Source organism: Pseudomonas sp. Tof1 (assembly GCF_055390395.1).
In genome coordinates this window covers 6805923-6823595 of sequence record NZ_AP024344.1, presented here as the reverse complement: position 1 = coordinate 6823595, position 17673 = coordinate 6805923, and the positions used below count along the sequence as shown (strand labels likewise).

14 protein-coding genes and 1 pseudogene are annotated in these 17673 nt (G+C 66.6%); 7 read left to right on the top strand and 8 right to left on the bottom strand.

All coding sequences use genetic code 11. From position 1 onward, the window contains the following. Window positions 1–10: 10 nt before the first annotated feature. From ACZ5KU_RS30835 to ACZ5KU_RS30810, 6 genes are all read left to right on the top strand, one after another. Entirely contained in the window at window positions 11–3121 is a 3111-nt protein-coding gene (locus ACZ5KU_RS30835) for a serine/threonine-protein kinase (protein WP_464736662.1), read from the top strand. Continuing rightward, entirely contained in the window at window positions 3121–3837 is a 717-nt protein-coding gene (locus ACZ5KU_RS30830) for an ABC transporter ATP-binding protein (protein WP_054063486.1), read from the top strand. The genes ACZ5KU_RS30835 and ACZ5KU_RS30830 overlap by 1 nt, the downstream gene beginning before the upstream one ends. After that, window positions 3837–5039, top strand: a complete 1203-nt coding sequence (locus ACZ5KU_RS30825) for an FtsX-like permease family protein (protein WP_054063487.1) — start codon at window positions 3837–3839, stop codon at window positions 5037–5039. Before ACZ5KU_RS30830 ends, ACZ5KU_RS30825 begins: the two co-directional genes overlap by 1 nt. After that, complete coding sequence (locus ACZ5KU_RS30820; RefSeq protein ID WP_054061160.1) at window positions 5032–6774, top strand: formylglycine-generating enzyme family protein; 1743 nt, start codon at window positions 5032–5034, stop codon at window positions 6772–6774. Before ACZ5KU_RS30825 ends, ACZ5KU_RS30820 begins: the two co-directional genes overlap by 8 nt. 84 nt (window positions 6775–6858) lie before the next feature. Next, the gene (tagQ, locus tag ACZ5KU_RS30815) at window positions 6859–7812 is read left to right on the top strand and encodes a type VI secretion system-associated lipoprotein TagQ (RefSeq protein ID WP_054063504.1); all 954 of its coding nucleotides are present in this window, start codon (window positions 6859–6861) and stop codon (window positions 7810–7812) included. 139 nt (window positions 7813–7951) lie between these two features. Further along, complete coding sequence (locus ACZ5KU_RS30810; protein WP_054061280.1) at window positions 7952–8329, top strand: hypothetical protein; 378 nt, start codon at window positions 7952–7954, stop codon at window positions 8327–8329. A gap of 125 nt (window positions 8330–8454) precedes the next feature. On the opposite strand, the gene ACZ5KU_RS30805 is transcribed toward ACZ5KU_RS30810, so the two are convergent. The 6 genes and pseudogenes from ACZ5KU_RS30805 to exbB form a co-directional block, all read right to left on the bottom strand. Beyond that, window positions 8455–9855, bottom strand: a complete 1401-nt coding sequence (locus tag ACZ5KU_RS30805; protein ID WP_054061279.1) for an aminoacyl-tRNA deacylase and HDOD domain-containing protein — start codon at window positions 9853–9855, stop codon at window positions 8455–8457. 78 nt (window positions 9856–9933) lie between these two features. Continuing rightward, complete coding sequence (gene recG / locus ACZ5KU_RS30800) at window positions 9934–12009, bottom strand: ATP-dependent DNA helicase RecG (RefSeq protein ID WP_464737445.1); 2076 nt, start codon at window positions 12007–12009, stop codon at window positions 9934–9936. A gap of 5 nt (window positions 12010–12014) precedes the next feature. Continuing rightward, window positions 12015–12935, bottom strand: a complete 921-nt coding sequence (locus ACZ5KU_RS30795) for a hydrogen peroxide-inducible genes activator (RefSeq protein WP_054061278.1) — start codon at window positions 12933–12935, stop codon at window positions 12015–12017. Window positions 12936–13155: 220 nt separating this feature from the next. Further along, window positions 13156–13907, bottom strand: a pseudogene (locus ACZ5KU_RS30790) (energy transducer TonB family protein). Continuing rightward, window positions 13904–14332 carry a TonB system transport protein ExbD gene (gene exbD, locus ACZ5KU_RS30785; protein ID WP_054061276.1) on the bottom strand — a complete coding sequence of 143 codons (429 nt, stop codon included), beginning with the start codon at window positions 14330–14332 and terminating at the stop codon, window positions 13904–13906. Before exbD ends, ACZ5KU_RS30790 begins: the two are co-directional and overlap by 4 nt. Before the next feature lie 6 nt (window positions 14333–14338). Further along, window positions 14339–15313, bottom strand: a complete 975-nt coding sequence (gene exbB, locus ACZ5KU_RS30780; RefSeq protein ID WP_464736661.1) for a tonB-system energizer ExbB — start codon at window positions 15311–15313, stop codon at window positions 14339–14341. A 190-nt stretch (window positions 15314–15503) separates the two neighbouring features. Here exbB and ACZ5KU_RS30775 point away from each other — a divergent pair, with 190 nt between their 5' ends. After that, window positions 15504–16358, top strand: a complete 855-nt coding sequence (locus ACZ5KU_RS30775; RefSeq protein ID WP_054056354.1) for an SDR family oxidoreductase — start codon at window positions 15504–15506, stop codon at window positions 16356–16358. Between the two features lie 96 nt (window positions 16359–16454). Here the strand turns inward: ACZ5KU_RS30775 and ACZ5KU_RS30770 are convergent, their stop codons facing one another. Next, window positions 16455–17189, bottom strand: coding sequence for a hypothetical protein (locus tag ACZ5KU_RS30770; protein ID WP_054056355.1), 735 nt, complete (start codon window positions 17187–17189; stop codon window positions 16455–16457). Window positions 17190–17263: 74 nt separating this feature from the next. Continuing rightward, window positions 17264–17644, bottom strand: a complete 381-nt coding sequence (locus ACZ5KU_RS30765; RefSeq protein WP_054056356.1) for a RidA family protein — start codon at window positions 17642–17644, stop codon at window positions 17264–17266. Window positions 17645–17673: the final 29 nt, after the last annotated feature.

The following is a 17673-nucleotide window of genomic DNA, read 5'->3' as shown; positions in this document are numbered from 1 at the left end:
ACTTCCCCACATGGACATACTGATTCCCGGATTCGACATAGACGGCGAGATTGGCGAAGGCGCCATGGCCACCGTCTATCTGGCGACCCAACGGTCGCTGGAGCGCAAGGTGGCGCTGAAAGTCATGGCGGCCGCGCTGGCTGCCGACCCGACCTTCTGCGAGCGCTTCCTGCGCGAAGGTCGGACCCTGGCGCGGCTGTCGCACCCGCATACCGTGACCATCCACGATATCGGCAATGTCGGCGAGCTGTACTACATGGCCATGGAGTACCTGCCCAACGGCACGCTCAAGGAGCGCATCGCCGCCGGCCTGAGCCCGGAGCAGGGCGTGCAGTACATCCGCCAGATCGCCTCGGCACTGGGCTATGCCCATGCCCAGGGGCTGGTGCACCGCGACGTGAAGCCGGCCAACATCCTGTTCCGCGCCGACGGCACCGCGGTGCTCTCGGACTTCGGCATCGCCAAGTCGCTGGACGACCGCACCCAGTTCACCCAGGCCGGCTTCGCCGTCGGTACGCCGAGCTACATGAGCCCGGAACAGGCGCGCGGCCAGGAGATCGACGGCCGTGCCGACCTCTATGCCTTGGGCGTGGTGCTCTACGAAATCCTCGTCGGCAAGCTGCCCTACACCGGCACCGACGCGCTGTCGACGGCGCTGGCGCACCTCACCGAACCGCTGCCGGAACTGCCGATCCAGCACGGTCGCTACCAGCACATCCTGCAGCGGCTGCTGGCCAAGGATCCGGCGGAGCGCTTCGCCGACGCCGCGGCCTTGCAGGCGGCGCTGGACAATCTGCCGGCCGAGGAGGCGCTGGAGTCGACCCTGATCCAGCCCCTGGCCCTGTCCAAGGTGCCCGAGAAACCGGCGACCCCCGACCTGGGCGGGCTGACGCCGGTCTCGATCGAAATTCCCAACCCGCCGCCGGCGCAACCGGCCTCGCGGCCAACGCCCCAGCCCGCGCCGCCACCGAGTCCGCAGCCGGTGCTGCGCGACGCTGGCGACTCGCAGCAGCGCCGTGGTCCGGTACTGGCCCTGCTGGCCGTCGCGGTGGCGGCGGCCATCGGCGTCGCCGGTGCCGGCTACTGGTGGCTGGGCAGTGACAAACCGCTGAAGGCGCCAGCGACCACCAGCACCACGCCGCCGGTGTCCGGCACGCCGGTGGCGGGGACGCCTGCCCTGTCGAGCACGCCGCCCGCCTCGGACAGGCCGGCAGACCCGGTGAGCACGACGCCGGTTGCCCAGGCTTCGCCGGGCGAGGCGGACGGTGGCAACCGCCCGTTGCTCATGGTCGGCAAGAAAACCCTGTTCCAGCGCGTGTTGAGCCAGCCCGGAGCGCAGTTGTACAACTCGCCCGGTGGCCAGGCCGACAAGGCGCTGCCGGCGTTCTCGGTGCTGTACGTCTACCAGCGCAAGACCGTCGACGGTGCGCCCTGGCTGCGCGTCGGTGCCGCCAGCGACGGGCGCAGCGAAGGCTGGCTGCCGGGCGCCAAGGTCAGCGAGTGGAAGCAGAGCCTGGTGCTCAAGTTCACCGAGCGCTCCGGGCGTGAGCCGGTGATGTTCCTGCGCGATGCCGCCGATATCGACAAGCTGCTGGCCAATCCGGCCTCGGCGAAGAACCTGTTGCTGAACGCGCAGAAGAACCCGGCCGACAACCAGCGGGTGCTGGCCCTGGAGCCGGCGGCCAGCGCGGTGCCGCAGAACCAGTTCTACCTGCTGCCGATCTTCGGTTCGCGGGAAAGCTTCGACGAAAACGGCCAGCCGGTGCAGTTGCTCAATGTCGCCTCGATCGACCCGGGCAGCGCCGCGCAGAAAACCGGCAACGGTAGCGCGGCTGTGGCGACGGCGGACAAGTTCCGCACCGCGATCGTGCTGGTGGTCGACACCACGGTGTCGATGCAGCCGTACATCGACCAGGTCCGCGACGTGGTCCATGAGCTGCAGAGCAAGATCGCCGAGCGCGGCGAGCTGGACAGCGTCAGCTTCGGCATGGTGGGCTTTCGCAACAGCATCCAGAAAACCCCTGGCCTTGAGTACCTGAGCAAGACCCTGATCACCCTCGACCAGGGCCGCGATCCCGAGCGTTTCCTGGAGCTGGCGCGGCAGGTCAAGGCCTCCACGGTGTCGAGCCATTCGTTCAACGAGGACTCGTTCGCCGGGATCATGCAGGCGGTCGACGGCATGGACTGGTCCGGCTACGGCGGGCGCCTGATCCTGCTGGTCAGCGACGCCGGTTCGCTGCGCAAGAACGACCCCTACAGCAGCACCCGGATGAACGAGGCGGAGATCCGCCAGGCGGCGCTGAGCAAGCAGATCAAGATCTATGCGCTGCACCTGCGCAGCGAGGCCGGCAAGAAGAACCACGCCTTCGCCGAGCAGCAGTACCGTACCCTGACCGCCGACGCCAACCCGAAGATCGGCGACCTCTACATCCCGGTCCAGGGCGGCGATGCGCACAAGCTCGGCGAGCGGGTCGAGGAGATCGGTTCGGTGTTCGCCAACCTGGTGCACCAGGTGCGCAGCAACCAGGCCCAGGCAGCGCCGTTGCTGGCTTCGGCACCGAGCCTGGCGGACAAGTCGGCGGCCATCGGTTATGCCATGCACATGGACTTCCTCGGTCGCAAGGGTGCCAGCCAGGCACCGCAACTGGTCAGCGCCTGGACCGCCGACCGCGACCTGACCAACCCGGCGCTGCCGGCGTTCCAGGTCTGCGTGATGCTGACCAAGCTGCAGCTCAACGACCTGCAGCAGTCGCTGAAGCTGATCGTCGATGCCGCCCGCAAGACCCAGAGCTCGCCGAAGGATTTCTTCCAGGAAATCGCCAGCGCCAGTGCCTACATGAGCCGCGACCCCTCGGCCCTGCGCAAGGGCGGCAACCTGGCCGATGGCGGAGTGCTCGGCGAATACCTCGAAGGCCTGCCGTACCGCAGCAAGTCGTTGAGCATGACCCAGGATCTGTGGCTGTCGCTCAGCGTGGCCGAACAGGAGGATTTCATCGACGAACTGGAGTCGAAGATCCGCCTCTACGAGACGTTCCACAACGATGTGGCCAACTGGGTCCGGTTCGGCGATGCCGAGCCGGGTGACGCGCTGTACCGCGTGCCATTGTCGACGCTGCCGTGATGATCAGCCTGCGCGACGTACGCAAGACGCGGGGTGAGGGTGCCCAGCGCTACAGCCTGGTGATCCCGCGCCTGAGCCTGGCGCCTGGGCAGCAGTGGGCGGTGGTCGGCCCCAGCGGCTGCGGCAAGAGTACCTTGCTCGACCTGCTGGCGCTGGTCTCGGCCCCTGACCGCGCCGGGTTGTTCGCCTTCGAGGGGCCCGCCGGCGCGCAGGATATTGCCGCGCTCTGGCGCGAAGGACGGCAGGACGCGCTGGCGCAACTGCGCAGCCGCTATCTCGGCTATGTGCTGCAGACCGGCGGGCTGCTGGGCTTTCTCGACGTGCGCGGGAATATCGAGCTGTCGCGCAAGTTGCTGGGCATGGCCGACGACGGCAGCGTGCGGCGGCTGGCCGAGCAGTTGGAAATCGCCGATCAGTTGGACAAGAAACCCCAGGCCCTGTCGGTCGGCCAGCGTCAGCGGGTCGGCTGTGCCCGGGCCCTGGCCCATGCGCCGCGGCTGTTGCTGGCCGACGAGCCGACGGCCGCACTCGACCCGCTGAATGCCGGGCGGGTCATGCAATTGCTGCTCGGGCAGGTGGCGGAGCAGGGCGCCTGCTGCGTGATCGCCAGCCATGATGAGGTGCTGGTGCGCGACCTGGGCATGAACGTGCTGCGCATTACCTGCCAGCGCGACGCCGATGGCGGCGTGACCGCGACCCTGGGAGGCCAGCCGTGATGCGCGCTTCGCTGGTGGCGGCCCTGGCCTGGCAGGACTACCGCGCCGATGCGCGGCTGTCGGCCTGCTCGGTGTTGGCCCTGGTGGCGGTGATCGCACCCCTGCTGGTGCTGTTCGGGCTCAAGTTCGGCCTGGTCAGCAGCCTGACCGAGCGGCTGGAGCGTGACCCACTGGTGCGCGAGATCATTCCCCTGGGCGGCGGGCGCTTCGGCGCGGCCTACATCGCCGAGTTGGGGCGCCGCGACGACGTGGCGTTCGCCCTGCCGCGCACCCGGCAGATCGCCGCGACCGCCGACCTGTCGATCAGTCGCCAGGGCCCGGCGTTGAACGTCGAGATGCTGCCGACCGCCGAAGGCGACCCGTTGCTCGGCGGCCTGCCGGCGCCGACCGGGCTGGCGGCGATGCTGTTGAGCCATACCGCGGCGGAAAAGCTCGGGGTCAAGGCCGGTGACTGGCTCGAAGTGTCCTTCGGGCGTCAGGTGGCCGGCCGGGTGGAAAGCCAGCACACGCAGATCCAGGTGCAGGCGGTGCTGCCGCTGGAGGCCTTCGGTCGCGATGCGCTGTTCGCCCCGCTGGCGCTGCTGGAGGCTGCCGAGGATTATCGCGATGGCCGTGGCGTGCCGATGCTCGGCTGGAGCGGCGAGCCGGCCGGTTCCGCCGCGCAGCGGGTGTATCCGGCCTTCCGGCTGTACGCCCGCGAACTTGACGACGTCGAGCCGCTGCGCCGCTATTTCGCCGAACGTGGCCTGCTGGTCTCGACCCAGGCCCAGACCATCGCCCAGGTGCAGTCGCTGAGTCGCAACCTGTCCATCGTATTCTGGATCATCGCCACCCTGGCCCTGGCCGGGGCCTTCGCGGCGATCTTCGCCGGCGCGCTGGCGGCGGTCGAGCGCAAGCGCCGCGAGCTGTCGGTGCTGCGCCTGCTCGGCCTGGGCACCGGCGCCCTGTTGCTGTTCGTGGTGCTGCAGGCGCTCTACAGCGGGTTGTTCGCCGCCGGCTTGAGTGTGCTGCTGTACGTCGTCGCGGAGCAGGGCCTGAATCATCTGTTCGTGCAGGTGGCCGGCGAATACGCCAGCCAGTTGCTAGGGCGCCATTACATGCTGGCACTTTTTTCGGTGTTGGCGGTCTGTGCTCTGGCTGCGGCCCTCGGTGGCTGGCGAGTGGCACAGATAGAAGCTTCGGAAGGAATCAGAGATGTTTAAGCTGCGCAGCGCGGCCTTCATGATGTTGATCGGCTCCCTGGGCCTTGCTTCTCTGGGGGCAGGCGGCCTGGCGTGGGCCGACGACGACACCAACAAACTGGACAACCCCAAGCCGCTGAGCGGCGATATCAGCCTGCCGCTGCCGTGCGATGGCGAGATGGTGTTCCGCTACGTCTACATCCTCGCCCAAGGCACCCTGGACGACCGCGAGATCAGCCTCGGCTACCCGTTCAGCGAAGACGAGCCGGGCTACAAGCAGTCGTTCATTTCCGGTTACCGCCGGGACTTCATCAACGGCCAGTTCACCCTCAAGGACCTGCCTGCCGATTGGCAGAAGGCGATCTCGCCGGCCCTGCCCAAGACCGATGCCGGCTCGCCGTTGAAACCGATGTTCTATTTCATGGGCAAGTACCCGGTGACGGCGCGCCAGTACGCACTGGTCATGTCCCAGGCGCCCTCGCTGGCCAGTGGCGAACCGGCCCCGGCCTGCGAAGCGCCCGAGGGGATTGCCGGGCGCCTGCCCAAGGTCAAGGTGTCGCGCTTCGATGCCGAGCGTTTCTCCGCGGTCTACAGTGCCTGGCTGATGAAGTACCACCGTGACCGGCTGCCGGTCAGCGGTCGTGGCCGCTCGGCCGAGGACGGTGGCGCCGGTTTCGTTCGCCTGCCGACCGAGGTCGAGTGGGAGTACGCCGCCCGCGGTGCCCAGGCGGTCAGCCGCCAGGAACTGGAAGGCCGGTTGTTCCCGCGCCGGCAGCCGGGCAGTGACACGGACGGCCCGCTGTCCGACTATGCGGTGTTCAACCAGGTCGCCGGCGGCACCGGCCAGGCGCCACGGCTGATGCCGGTAGGCACCAAGCTGCCGAACCCGATCGGCCTGTTCGACGTGATCGGCAACGCTGCGCAGATGGTCCAGGAGTCGTTCCAGCTGGTTCATGCCGGGCGCCGCCAGGGCGCCTACGGCGGCTTCGTGGTCAAGGGGGGCAACTACCTGGAAGGCGAGGGCACGCTGTTCACCGGCATGCGCCGCGAGTACCCGCTGTTCGCCGCCGATGGTACCGAGCAGAGCAACGAGACCACCGGTTTCCGGGTCGCCATCGGCGCGCTGTCGGCGCCGCGCTCGCGCTACAAGGAGCTGTTCGAGCAGTGGCAGAAGGAGGGCCGCCTGGCTGCCCTGACCGATGCCATCGACGACGTCCAGGATCCGACCAAGCGCCTGGACAGCATCATTTCCGGCACCACCGACCCGCGGCTGCAGGCCGAACTGGGGCTGGTGAACGAAGAGCTCAAGCGCAACGTCTCGCTGATCGCCCGCCAGCGCGAGGAAGCGGCCGGCAACCTGATCCAGTCGGCGGCGCTGGTGGCCGAAACCGTCAACAACTACAACATCCGCCTGACCAACCTGAAGAAGAGCCGCCAGCAGGCCGTCGACGCCAAGGACGAGGCCAGCGCCGCGCTGTTCGCCACCGCCATCGACAACGGCACCAGCGCGCTGGACGGCGCGGTGGCGATCTACATCGACAACCTGGCAACGGCCACGCGGTACACCGATGCGGTGATCCAGGCGCAGTTCCAGCGGGTCAAGGAAGAACTCAGTCGCAAACCCGTGCTCGGCAACAGCCTGGTGGCACGGGCGACCCTGTTCGTTCGTCATGTCGGCGATTATCGCAAGCAGCAGCGGGCCGACCCGGCGACGATCTTGAAAGCGTTACTCGCATCCAACGCCCAGAAGCCCTGAGTGTTGGGAATCCGGCGAGTGTAGAGGGGATCCGGGCGGTAGGTGCCGCATCGGCCAAGTCAAACCAAGAAAGGAAACATGAACATGATTTTCTCCAGCAAACCCCTTGTTTCAACCTCGCGGTGCCGCGCCGCGCTGTGGGTTGCCGCCGGATTCAGCACCGTGCTGATGGGCGGTTGCGCCACCTCGCCAACCTCCAAGGTCGGCGCCAGCACCAAGGTCGAGTACTACCCGACCTGCTACGAGCCGGTGCAGCACCTGCGTGCCACCGATTCGGACATGACCCGCTCCATCGCCACCGGTGCGGTGCTCGGTGCCCTGGGCGGCGCCGCGCTCGGCGCGCTGACCGGCGACGATTCGAGCAAGCGCGGCCGTAACGCCGCCATCGGCGCCGCGGGCGGCGCGCTGGCCGGTGGTGCGGCGGGCTACTACACCGAGAAGCAGAAGCAGATCGCCGACGACAAGCAGCGCATCAGCTCCTATGCCGGCGACATCAGCAAGAGCGCGGCCGAGATGGATCGCAACACGGCTTATGCCCGTGCTTCGCAGAGCTGCTACCAGCGTGAGTTCGCCAACCTGGTCTCGGCCCGCAAGGCCAAGACCATCGGCGATGCCGAAGGTCGCAAGCGCCTGGCGGAAATCGTCGCCGGCCTGAAGGAGTCCAATGACCTGATCGTCGCGGTCAACGGTCGCAACGCCGAAGACCTGAACAACTACACCCAGGCCTACGAGCAGGACCTGCGCCAGGTGGGTGTGCAGCGTACCGACGTGGTCACCGTGGCGACCGCCGATACCGATCCGGTGGTCGCACCGACCACCGGCAAGACCAAGGGCAAGAAGCCGCCCGTGAAGGTCGCCAAGAAGCAGCTGCCGACGGTGCCGAGCGAAGCGGTCGCCACCGAGAAGACCCTGCAGGACGCCAATGCCAAGAAAGCGGCGAGCCAGGAAGTCGCTACCGCCGGCCAGTCGCAGGTCAACAGCATGTGCAAGAACCCGGACCTGGGCGACTGGGCTCCGGTCCCCTGCCCGAACGTCTGAGTGACTGCCTGGTCACGAACGTGCTGATATAAGCGGCAAACGCCAGCCGATCTTCTTGCAAACAAGGAGATCGGTGGCGTTCCTCGAACAAACCGCTACACTGCGCCGGCCCTTTCATTTTTCTGCCGAGGCGTTGTGCATGAAATTCCGTTTTCTTCTCTGGGCGATGGGCCTGCTGATGGCCCGGGCCAGTCGCAATAACCCCGCGTTCCAGCAGCAACTGGCCGACAAGGCGCTGGTGTTCCAGCTGCAGACCCTGGACGGCAGGATCGCCCGTCACTTCATCGTCAGGGACCTGCGTATCAGCAGCAAGTCCGGAACCCATCCGGAGCCGGCGTTCGCCATCGGCTTCAAGGATGCCGCGTACGGCTTCGCCACGCTGCAGGCGAAGAACAAGCAACTGGCGTTCATGACGGGGATTCAGGACAAGTCGATCCAGATCAAGGGCAATCCGGCCCTGGTGATCTGGTTCCAGGGGCTGACCAAGTACCTCAAGCCGAAGAAAAAGAAGGCCTGAAGCGTCACCTCTCTTGATCGTTCCCACGCTCCGCGTGGGAATACAGCCCGTGACGCTGTGCGTCACAAGAGCGGACGCCGAGCGTGGGAACGATCGGTGTCCGGGTCTGCAGTCGTCGGGGGGATTCAGTGCTGGCTGAACTGCGAAGCCAGCTCGCGCAGCAGTACTTCGGCTTCGAGCACCTTGTTCACCACGTCCTCGGCCTTGTCGCGGCTCAGGCCCAGGCGATCGAGCAGGGCGTCGGGGATTTCTTCGTCCGGCCCGGAACCGATGTTGCGGCTGCGCAGCAGGCGCACCGCCAGGCACACCAGGTTCGGATACTCGGCATACACGCCATCGTAGTGCGGGTCGTGCTGGAAGCGCAGGGCGGTGGCCAGTTCGTCCGGCATGTCCCAGTAGCGCATCAGCCAGGCGCCGATCTGCTCGCGGCTGATACCCAGCAGATGCTGCTCGACATAGCTGTGGCACAGGTGCGGGTTGACCTCCAGGTGCCGGCAGATCAGCGAGAAATGCGGCGGGAACACGTGGGCCAGCAGCAGGTAGCCGAAGTTGTGCAGCAGGCCGGCCAGGTAGGTCAGGCCGGCTTCCGGGCGCTGGGTGCGCGGCATGGCGCGGGTCAGGCCCTCGATCACCGCGGCGGTGTAGATCGATTGCTGCCAGTACGGCGTGCTGTGCTGTGGCTGGTCCTTGGGCAGGCTCAGGGTCTTGCCCAGGGCCAGGCCGAGCGCCAGGTTGATCACCAGGTCGAAGCCCAGCACCCGTACGATCGCGTCTTCCACCGAGCGGATCTTGCCCGGCGAGGCGTAGTACGGTGACGCCGCCCAGCTCACCACCTGGGCGGCCAGGGCCGGGTCGGTCTCGACCACGCCGGTGATGTCGTCGATGGTTGCGTCAGGGTCGACCCGCAGCTTGATGATTTTCTGCGCAGTCTCCGCCAGCGGTGGAATCTCGATGGTCGCTTCCAGGCGCTGCTGGATGCGCCGGGCGGTGAACACCTGGACCGCCTGGGTGATTTCCTTGCGATCGTCGTCCGGACGGTCGAGGTTCGGACGAATGTTGCCCAGGGCTTCGCCGAAGCTGGCGGCGCTGGCCTTGGTAAGCATGCTCCTGAAGTCGTCGGTGGCGATTTCCAGCAGCAGGCCGGTTTCGCCGGAGTTGATCAGCAGGCTCGGCTCGCGCAGCAGCTGTTCTTCGTACAGGCAGGGCGAACTGGTCAGCGCTGGCAGGCCGGGCAACAGGTGCAGGCTGTGCTTGCCGAGCATGCGCTCCAGGCGTTCGGTCGACACCGCCGTCAGGCGCCGACCGGTGAGTTCGGCCAGGCGGTTGAGGTCGAGCAGTTGGTTCTGCGGGAACAGCACCATGAGCGCACCGACTGCGTCATCGAGCAGCACCGCCTGAACCTTGCGCGCCGCCGGCAGACTCGGGGAGTCGGTGACTTCACGGTAGTTGATGGCGAGCTTGTCGAGCAGCATTCGAACCACAGACGGGGTGTGCGGGGTTGCATCGATGAGGGCAACTTCAGTCATGGTCTGTATCCGGCTTCCTACAATTTCAGCAGTATAACCAGCTTGTCCCGGTCATTGGTCCACGAAATGTGAGGTCTATCACACTTGGCCGTATTGTTGGCCGTGGCGCAGCCAGCGTTCCAGCAGCGGGCTGACGTGCTGCGGCCAGCGTGCCAGCAGGGTTTGAGCCGCATCGCGCACGGCCGGAAGCAGGTCGGCGTCGCGCATCAGGTCGGCGACCTTGAACTGCAGCAGCCCGGTCTGGCGAGTGCCGAGCATTTCCCCGGGACCGCGCAGCTCCAGGTCCTTTTCGGCGATGACGAAGCCATCGTTGGTCTCGCGCATGATCCCCAGGCGCTGGCGGCCGATCTGCGACAGTGGCGGGTGGTAGAGCATCACGCAGTGGCTGACGGCGCTGCCGCGACCGACCCGACCGCGCAACTGGTGCAACTGCGCCAGGCCCAGGCGTTCGGGGTTCTCGATGATCATCAGGCTGGCGTTGGGCACGTCGACACCGACTTCGATCACCGTGGTGGCGACCAGCAGTTGCAGGTTGCCGACCTTGAATTCGGCCATCACCGCGGCTTTCTCCGCGGCTTTCATGCGCCCGTGGATCAGCCCGACCCGCAGTTCGCCGAGGGCGGCGGTCAGCTCTTCGAAGGTGGTCTCGGCGGCCTGGCAGGTCAGTTCCTCGGACTCCTCGATCAGCGTGCAGACCCAGTAGGCCTGCCGCCCTTCGGCGCAGGCGGCGCGGACCCGTTCCACCACCTCGAAGCGCCGGCTGTCGGCGACCAGCACGGTGTTCACCGGCGTCCGGCCGGGTGGCAGTTCGTCGAGGATCGAGGTGTCGAGATCGGCGTAGGCGCTCATCGCCAGCGTGCGCGGGATCGGTGTGGCGGTCATGATCAGCTGGTGCGGGCACATCTGCCCGCCAACGCCCTTCTGGCGCAACGCCAGGCGCTGCTGGACGCCGAAGCGGTGCTGTTCGTCGATGATCACCAGGGCCAGGTTCCTGAACTGCACTTCGTCCTGGAACAGGGCGTGGGTGCCGACCACCATCGGTGTGCCGTTGGCGATCTGTTCGAGGGCGTTGGCGCGGGCCTTGCCCTTGAGCTTGCCGGCCAGCCAGGCGGTCTCGATGCCCAGCGGGGCGAGCCAGCGCTGGAAATTGATGAAATGCTGCTCGGCAAGAATCTCGGTCGGCGCCATCAGCGCCACCTGGTAGCCGGCTTCCAGCGCCTGCAGGGCGGCCAGGGCGGCGACCACGGTCTTGCCCGCGCCGACATCGCCCTGGATCAGTCGCAGCATCGGCTCGGGCTGGCTGAGGTCATAGGCGACCTCGTTGCCCACCCGCTGCTGGGCGCCGGTCGGCGGGAAACCGAGGTTGGCGAGAAACTGTGCGGGCAGCCTGCGCGCTTTCGGTAGCGCCGGGGCACGCAGGGCCCGCAGGCTTTCGCGCAGGCGCTGCTGGGACAGTTGGTGAGTGAGCAATTCTTCGAAGGCCAGCCGATGCTGGGCCCAGTGGTGACCGAGGGCGAGTTCCTCGACGTCGGCATCGGCCGGCGGCTGGTGCAGGTAACGGATCGCATCGTCCAGCGGTGCCAGCTGGTAGTCGCTGGCCAACTCCCGCGGCAGCCAGTCCGGCAGGCTGCGCGGGCCGAGCATGGCCAGGCTCTGCTGGCTCAGCAGGCGCAGGCGTTGCTGGGTCAGGCCCTCGGTCAGCGGGTAGATCGGCGTCAGGGTCTGGTCCACCGGCGGTGGCTCGTCGCCGGTCAGCGCGCGGTATTCCGGGTGGTAGATTTCCAGCCCCGAAGCGCCGGGGCGGGCCTCACCGTAGCAGCGCACATGGGTGCCGCGCTTGAGGCCTTCCTTCTGGGCGTTGCTGAAGTGGTAGAAGCGCAGGCTCAGGCTGCCGGTGCCGTCATTGAGGCGCACCAGCAGGCTGCGGCGCTTGCCCATGACCACATCGGCGCCGCTGACCACGCCCTCGATCACCGCGTCCTGGCCGGGGCGCAGGGCGCCGATGGGAACCACGCGGGTGCGGTCCTGGTAGCGCAGGGGCAGGTGGAACAGTACATCCTGGATGGTTTCCAGGCCGACCCTGGCCAGTTTCTCGGCCATGGCTTCGCCGACACCCTTGAGTGCCGTGACTGAGACCTGCGACAGCTCGGTCACGGCATTCAGCTCGCAACGGGCGGCTTGGCCACCGAGCACAGGCGGATCGAATCGGCGAGGATCTCGATCGCCTTGGGTCGCGGGAAGCTGGCGCGCCAGGCGATGGCCACGGTGCGGAACGGTGTCGGCGGCGTCAGCGGACGCACCTCGATGACGCCGGGCGCATAGTGATGGCTGTCCACGGCCGACAGCGGCAGTACCGACACGCCCAGGCCCGAGGCCACCATGTGGCGGATGGTTTCCAGCGAACTGGACTCGACCGTGGTGTGCTTGGACGCTTCGGTGCCCTTGCCCAGGGTCGGGCAGGCTTCGAGGACCTGGTCGCGGAAGCAGTGGCCTTCGCCGAGCAGCAGCAGGCTCTTGTCGTTGAGCAGGGTACTGTCGATGGTTTCCTTGCGGGTCCAGGGGTGCGTGGCCGGCATCAGCACGTAGAACGGCTCGTCGTACAGCGGCAGGGTCAGCACATCGGCCTCGTTGAACGGCAGGGCGATGATCACCGCGTCCAGTTCGCCGTTGCGCAGCTTGTCGCGCAGCACGTGGGTGAAGTTTTCCTCGATGTACAACGGCATCTGCGGGGCGACCCGGTGCAGTTGCGGGATCAGGTGCGGGAACAGGTACGGGCCGACGGTGTAGATCGCGCCGACCTTCAGCGGCGCGGTCAGCTGGTTCTTCCCGGCCTGGGCCAGCTCACGGATGCCCTGGGCCTGTTCCAGGACCTTCTGGGCCTGGGCCACGATGCTTTCGCCAACCGGCGTCAGGCGCACGGCACTCTTGCTGCGCTCGAAAATCAGTACGCCCAGCTCGTCTTCCAGCTTCTTCACGCCCACTGACAGCGTCGGCTGGCTGACATGGCAGCGCTCGGCCGCGTGGCCGAAGTGCTGCTCTTGGGCGAGGGTAACGATGTAGCGTAATTCTGTCAGGGTCATAGTGGGCGTCCATGAAGTTGCCAACCAAGCATAACGGCTGCAATCGATAGACGCACGTTATCAGGTGAAGGTTTGGTGAAGATTGTCGTCAATGTCGATCGGAGGGGGCGGCAGGGAGGCGCTGTGGAAGCCCGCTCCCACAAGGGGCGAGCCAAAGCCGCTGTCAGTTTCTATATGAAAAAAGGAAGAATCCCACGGGTTGCGTGGGATTCGGGAAGGGCTAGCGGTTGCGCTTGTCGATCGAGTAGACGAAGGGCGCAACGATCTCGATGCTGCCGTTGGTCAGCATGTCGGCCGGCGGCTTGGGCAGCGGCTGGGCACGACGGATCATTTCCAGGGTGGCCCGGTCCAGGTCGGCGTTGCCCGAACGGCCCACCAGTTCGTACGAGAGCACCTTGCCTTCGGCGTCGACGACGAAGCGCAGACGGTTCAGGCCTTCCTTGCCGCGCGACTGGGCGGCAGGCGGGTACTTCTTGTACTTGCCCAGGTGCGCCAGCAGGGTGCCTTCCCAACTGGCCTTGGCGGCGAGCTGCTGGGGCGATGGGCCCGGTGCCGGCGCCGCGGATTTCTCCGGCGGGCGGGTGGTCGGCGGCTCCTCGGAAGGTTTCTCCTCTTCCTTGGGCTTTTCCTTCTCCGGTTCCTTCTTCACTTCCGGCTTGGGCGGCTGTGGCTTGGGTTTGGGCTTGACCGGCTTGGGGACCGAGATCGTCGGTTTCGGTGCCTCGGCCAGCTTCGGCAGCGGCAGCTCTTCCTCCGGCTCCGGCGGTTTCGGCGGGGTCACCACCTTGGGCGGGGCCGGTGGGGCGGCGCGGGCGGCAGCGGGGCCAGCTCGACCATCATCGCCTGCGGCGGCAGTTCGATCGGCTTGGACACCGACCAGTTCAGGGCGGCGAGGATCGCCACCGCGTGAACGCCCAGCACCAGGGCCAGGCTACCGCCGTAACGCGTCAGTTTTTGGCGCGTCGTGATCATTTCTTGGCTGCCGTCTCAAGTCCGACCAGGCCGACCTTCAGGTAACCGGCCGCGCGCAGCGCGTCCATGACGTGCATCAGGTCGCCGTAGTCCACACCCTTGTCGGCCTGGAAGAAGATGGTGGTGTCCTTCTTGCCATGGGTCTTGGCGTCCAGGGCCGGGCCCAGGGACTCGGCCTTGACCTCTTCCTCGCCGAGGAACAGCTTCTGGTCGGCCTTGACGCTGAGGAACACCGGTTTCTCGGGCCGTGGCGACGGCTTGGCGGTCGAGGCCGGCAGGTCAACCTTGATGTCCACGGTGGCGAGGGGCGCCGCCACCATGAAGATGATCAGCAGTACCAGCATCACGTCGATGAACGGCGTGACGTTGATTTCATGGTTCTCGGACAGCTCGTCGTCCGCGCCTTCCTTCAAATGCAGACCCATGGCGGATTAACCTACCTTGACCATGTGCGGCTGGATGGCGCGCTCGGACGGCAGGTGGTCCAGGTCACGGCTGACCAGCAGCAGAACCTGGGCCGAAGCGTCGGAAACCTGGGCCTTGTAGCCGGCGATGGAGCGGGCGAAGACGTTGTAGATGACCACCGCCGGAATGGCCGCGACCAGGCCGAGGGCGGTCGCCAGCAGGGCTTCGGCGATACCCGGGGCAACCACGGCGAGGTTGGTGGTCTGGGTCTTGGCGATGCCGATGAAGCTGTTCATGATGCCCCATACGGTACCGAACAGACCGACGAACGGTGCGGTGGAGCCGATGGTGGCCAGTACGCCGGTGCCGCTGCTCATGTTGCGGCCGCAGGCGGCCACCAGGCGCTCCAGGCGGAAGCTGACGCGTTCCTTGATACCTTCCTTCTCGCGGCTGTTGGCCGACAGACGCATTTCCTCGAGGGCATCGTGCACCAGCAGGTTGGCCAGGGTACCTTCCTTGGCGGCGGTGGCGCTGGCGTCCTTGAGGGTCACGGCTTTCTTCAGGCTGGCGATTTCACCGCGCAGGCGACGCTTGGCGCCCAGCAGTTCGAAGCCCTTGGCGATCCAGATGGTCCAGGTGATGATCGAGGCGATGGCCAGGCCGATCATGACCAGCTTCACGATGATGTCGGCGTTCTGGTACATGCCCCACGGAGACAGGTCGTGGGACATGCCCAGGCTGTTGCCTTCGGCTGGCAGTGCGTCGGCATCGGAGGCCTCGGCCGGGGCGGCGTTCTCCACGGGGGCCTGGTCGGCCGCGATCGGCGTGGTCGCGGCCGGTGCTGCTGCGGTGGCGGCCGGTGCGGCGTGGTTGGCCGGCTCATCGGCGAATGCGGCGGTCGGGGCCAGCAACAGGCTGAACAGCACCGCTGCCACCGAGCGCCAGACGCGCGACGGGCTGTGGAACTGGGTTGGCGAGGCGGAGGAGTGAATGCGTGTCATGCTGGCCGGACCTGAGCGAAGTAAAAGTGGGTCTTGTCCTTCCAGGCCTCGTTGGGCCGAGAACAAATGGGTGGTCATTATTGCAAGTAATTCTTGTTAACAGAAGTAATAGAGTATCTTTTTTTCTTCGATTGCTGGCCGTTCGTCCATTCCTGACGCTAGGCTGTGGCCCTTTGCGTGGAGGTTTCCGATGTCCGCTCCTTCTGTTCTGATTGCCGGCTGCGGGGATGTCGGTTCTCGCCTGGCCAGCCAACTGCTGGGCCGGGGCTGGCAGGTCTACGGTCTGCGCCGCTCGATTTCCCGTCTGCCGGAGGGCGTGCAGGGGGTGGCGGGCGATCTGTTCAGTGCGCAGCGCCCTGCGGGCTGGCCGACCGGTTCACTGGACTATGTGGTGTATTGCGCGGCGGCGACCGAGCACGACGAGGCCGGCTATCGGGCGGCCTATGTCGACGGTCTGCGGCATGTCCTGGGCTGGCTCGGGGAGTCCGGGCAGCGGCCACGGCGGCTGTTGTTCGTCTCCAGCAGCAGCGTCTACGTGCAGCAGCAGGGCGAGTGGGTGGATGAAACGTCGGCGACCGAAGCCGAGGGTTACTCCGGGCGGTTGATGCTCGAGGCCGAGCAACTGGCACTCGACAGTGGCATTGCGGCGAGCCGGGTGCGCCTGACCGGGATCTACGGGCCGGGCCGCGAGTGGCTGCTGACTCAGGTGCGCCGGGGTTATCGGGTGGCTGTCGAGCCACCGCTCTACGGCAATCGCATTCATGCCGACGATGCGGCCGGGTTGCTGGCATTCCTGCTGGAGGCCGATCGGGCGGGCCGGGTGCTGGAGGATTGCTACATCGGTGTCGATGATGCGCCAGCTCCGTTGGCCGAGGTGGTGGCCTGGTTGCGCGAATACCTGGGGGTCACCGAATGGGATGCCGAGGCCAGCGTGCGTCGTACTGGCAGCAAGCGTTGCAGCAACGCCCGGGCACGGGCGCTGGGCTGGGTTCCGCGTTATCCCAGCTATCGCGAGGGGTATGCGGCGATTCTCGAAGGGCGCTGAAAGCTTCGTCGGCAAGCCCGCTCCCACAGGAGCCTGGCTTGCCAGGCCTTGAGTGCGTCTTCGCCGGCAAGTCGGGCTCCTACAGGAACGGTGTTGTCACTTTTCCAGCAGCCACTGGCGATTGCCGGGATAGAGCTGTGGCTTCTCGTCGGCGGCCGCCGAGTTCAGCGCCTGGAAGATCTCCAGTTGCTTGCCCTTGCGGACGAAGATCCAGGCATTGCCGCGGTCGCCCTGCTGCAGCCAGATGCTGTCGTTGTCGCCGCTCATCGAGGCGCAGTCGCCCGCCAGGCACAAGGCGTAACGATCGGCGCCCGGCAGGCCTTCGAGGCGTCCGTCCGGGAGGAATTTCACCTCGCTGCCTTCACCCGGGCCACTGACGATTTTCCAGTCGCCGCCCATGAACGCCGAATACAGCGCCTGCTCGAAGCTGGCACCGACCGGGGCGTTGGCCGGCAGTTCGGTCGGGGCGCGGACGAACGGCTGCTCGGGCTCGTAATCGCTGGCGCCCTGGATCAGCTCCTTGCCGTCGCGGGCCAGCGAGGTGCCGGCGCTGCCATAGAAGTCGACATGCCACTGCTTGCCATCGGCACGCACTTGCCCTTCAGGGCGCTCGAAACCGTTGCTGTATTTGGCCTGGCCGGTGCGGGTGTCGACACTCCACTCCAGGTTCGGCCCATAAGTGGCCAGGGCTTCGCGCAGGCTGCCCTTTTTCACGGCCGCGTCGATGGCGGCCTGGTTGATCCAGGTGCCGCTGACGTCATATTTGGCGGGATCGCTGGCGCAACCGCCAAGCAGGAGGGCGAACAGCGGGAGGGCTAGCGCTTTGCGCATGGTGAAATCCTTGCAGGCGAGGCTGGCGCGCTGTCGGGGGTCGCGCCAGGCAGTGCGGTGTGGTTCCGGGGGGCTTATTCGATGACCAGGACGGCGTCCATCTCGACTTGCGCGCCGCGTGGCAGCGAGGCAACGCCGATGGCGGCTCGCGCCGGGTACGGCTGTTCGAAGTACCTGCCCATGATCTCGTTGACCTTGGCGAAGTGGCTCAGGTCGGTGAGAAAGATGTTCAGCTTGACGATGTCCCGGAACGAGCCGCCGGCGGCTTCGGCCACGGCCTTGAGGTTCTCGAACACCTGCACGGTCTGGGCCTCGAAGCCTTCCACCAGTTCCATGGTCCTGGGGTCCAGGGGAATCTGGCCGGACATGTACACGGTGTTGCCGGCCTTGATCGCCTGGGAGTAGGTGCCGATGGCAGCAGGGGCCTTGTCGGTGCTGATAACGCTCTTGGTCATGAATGACTCCTTGTAATGTCCGGCCGCGG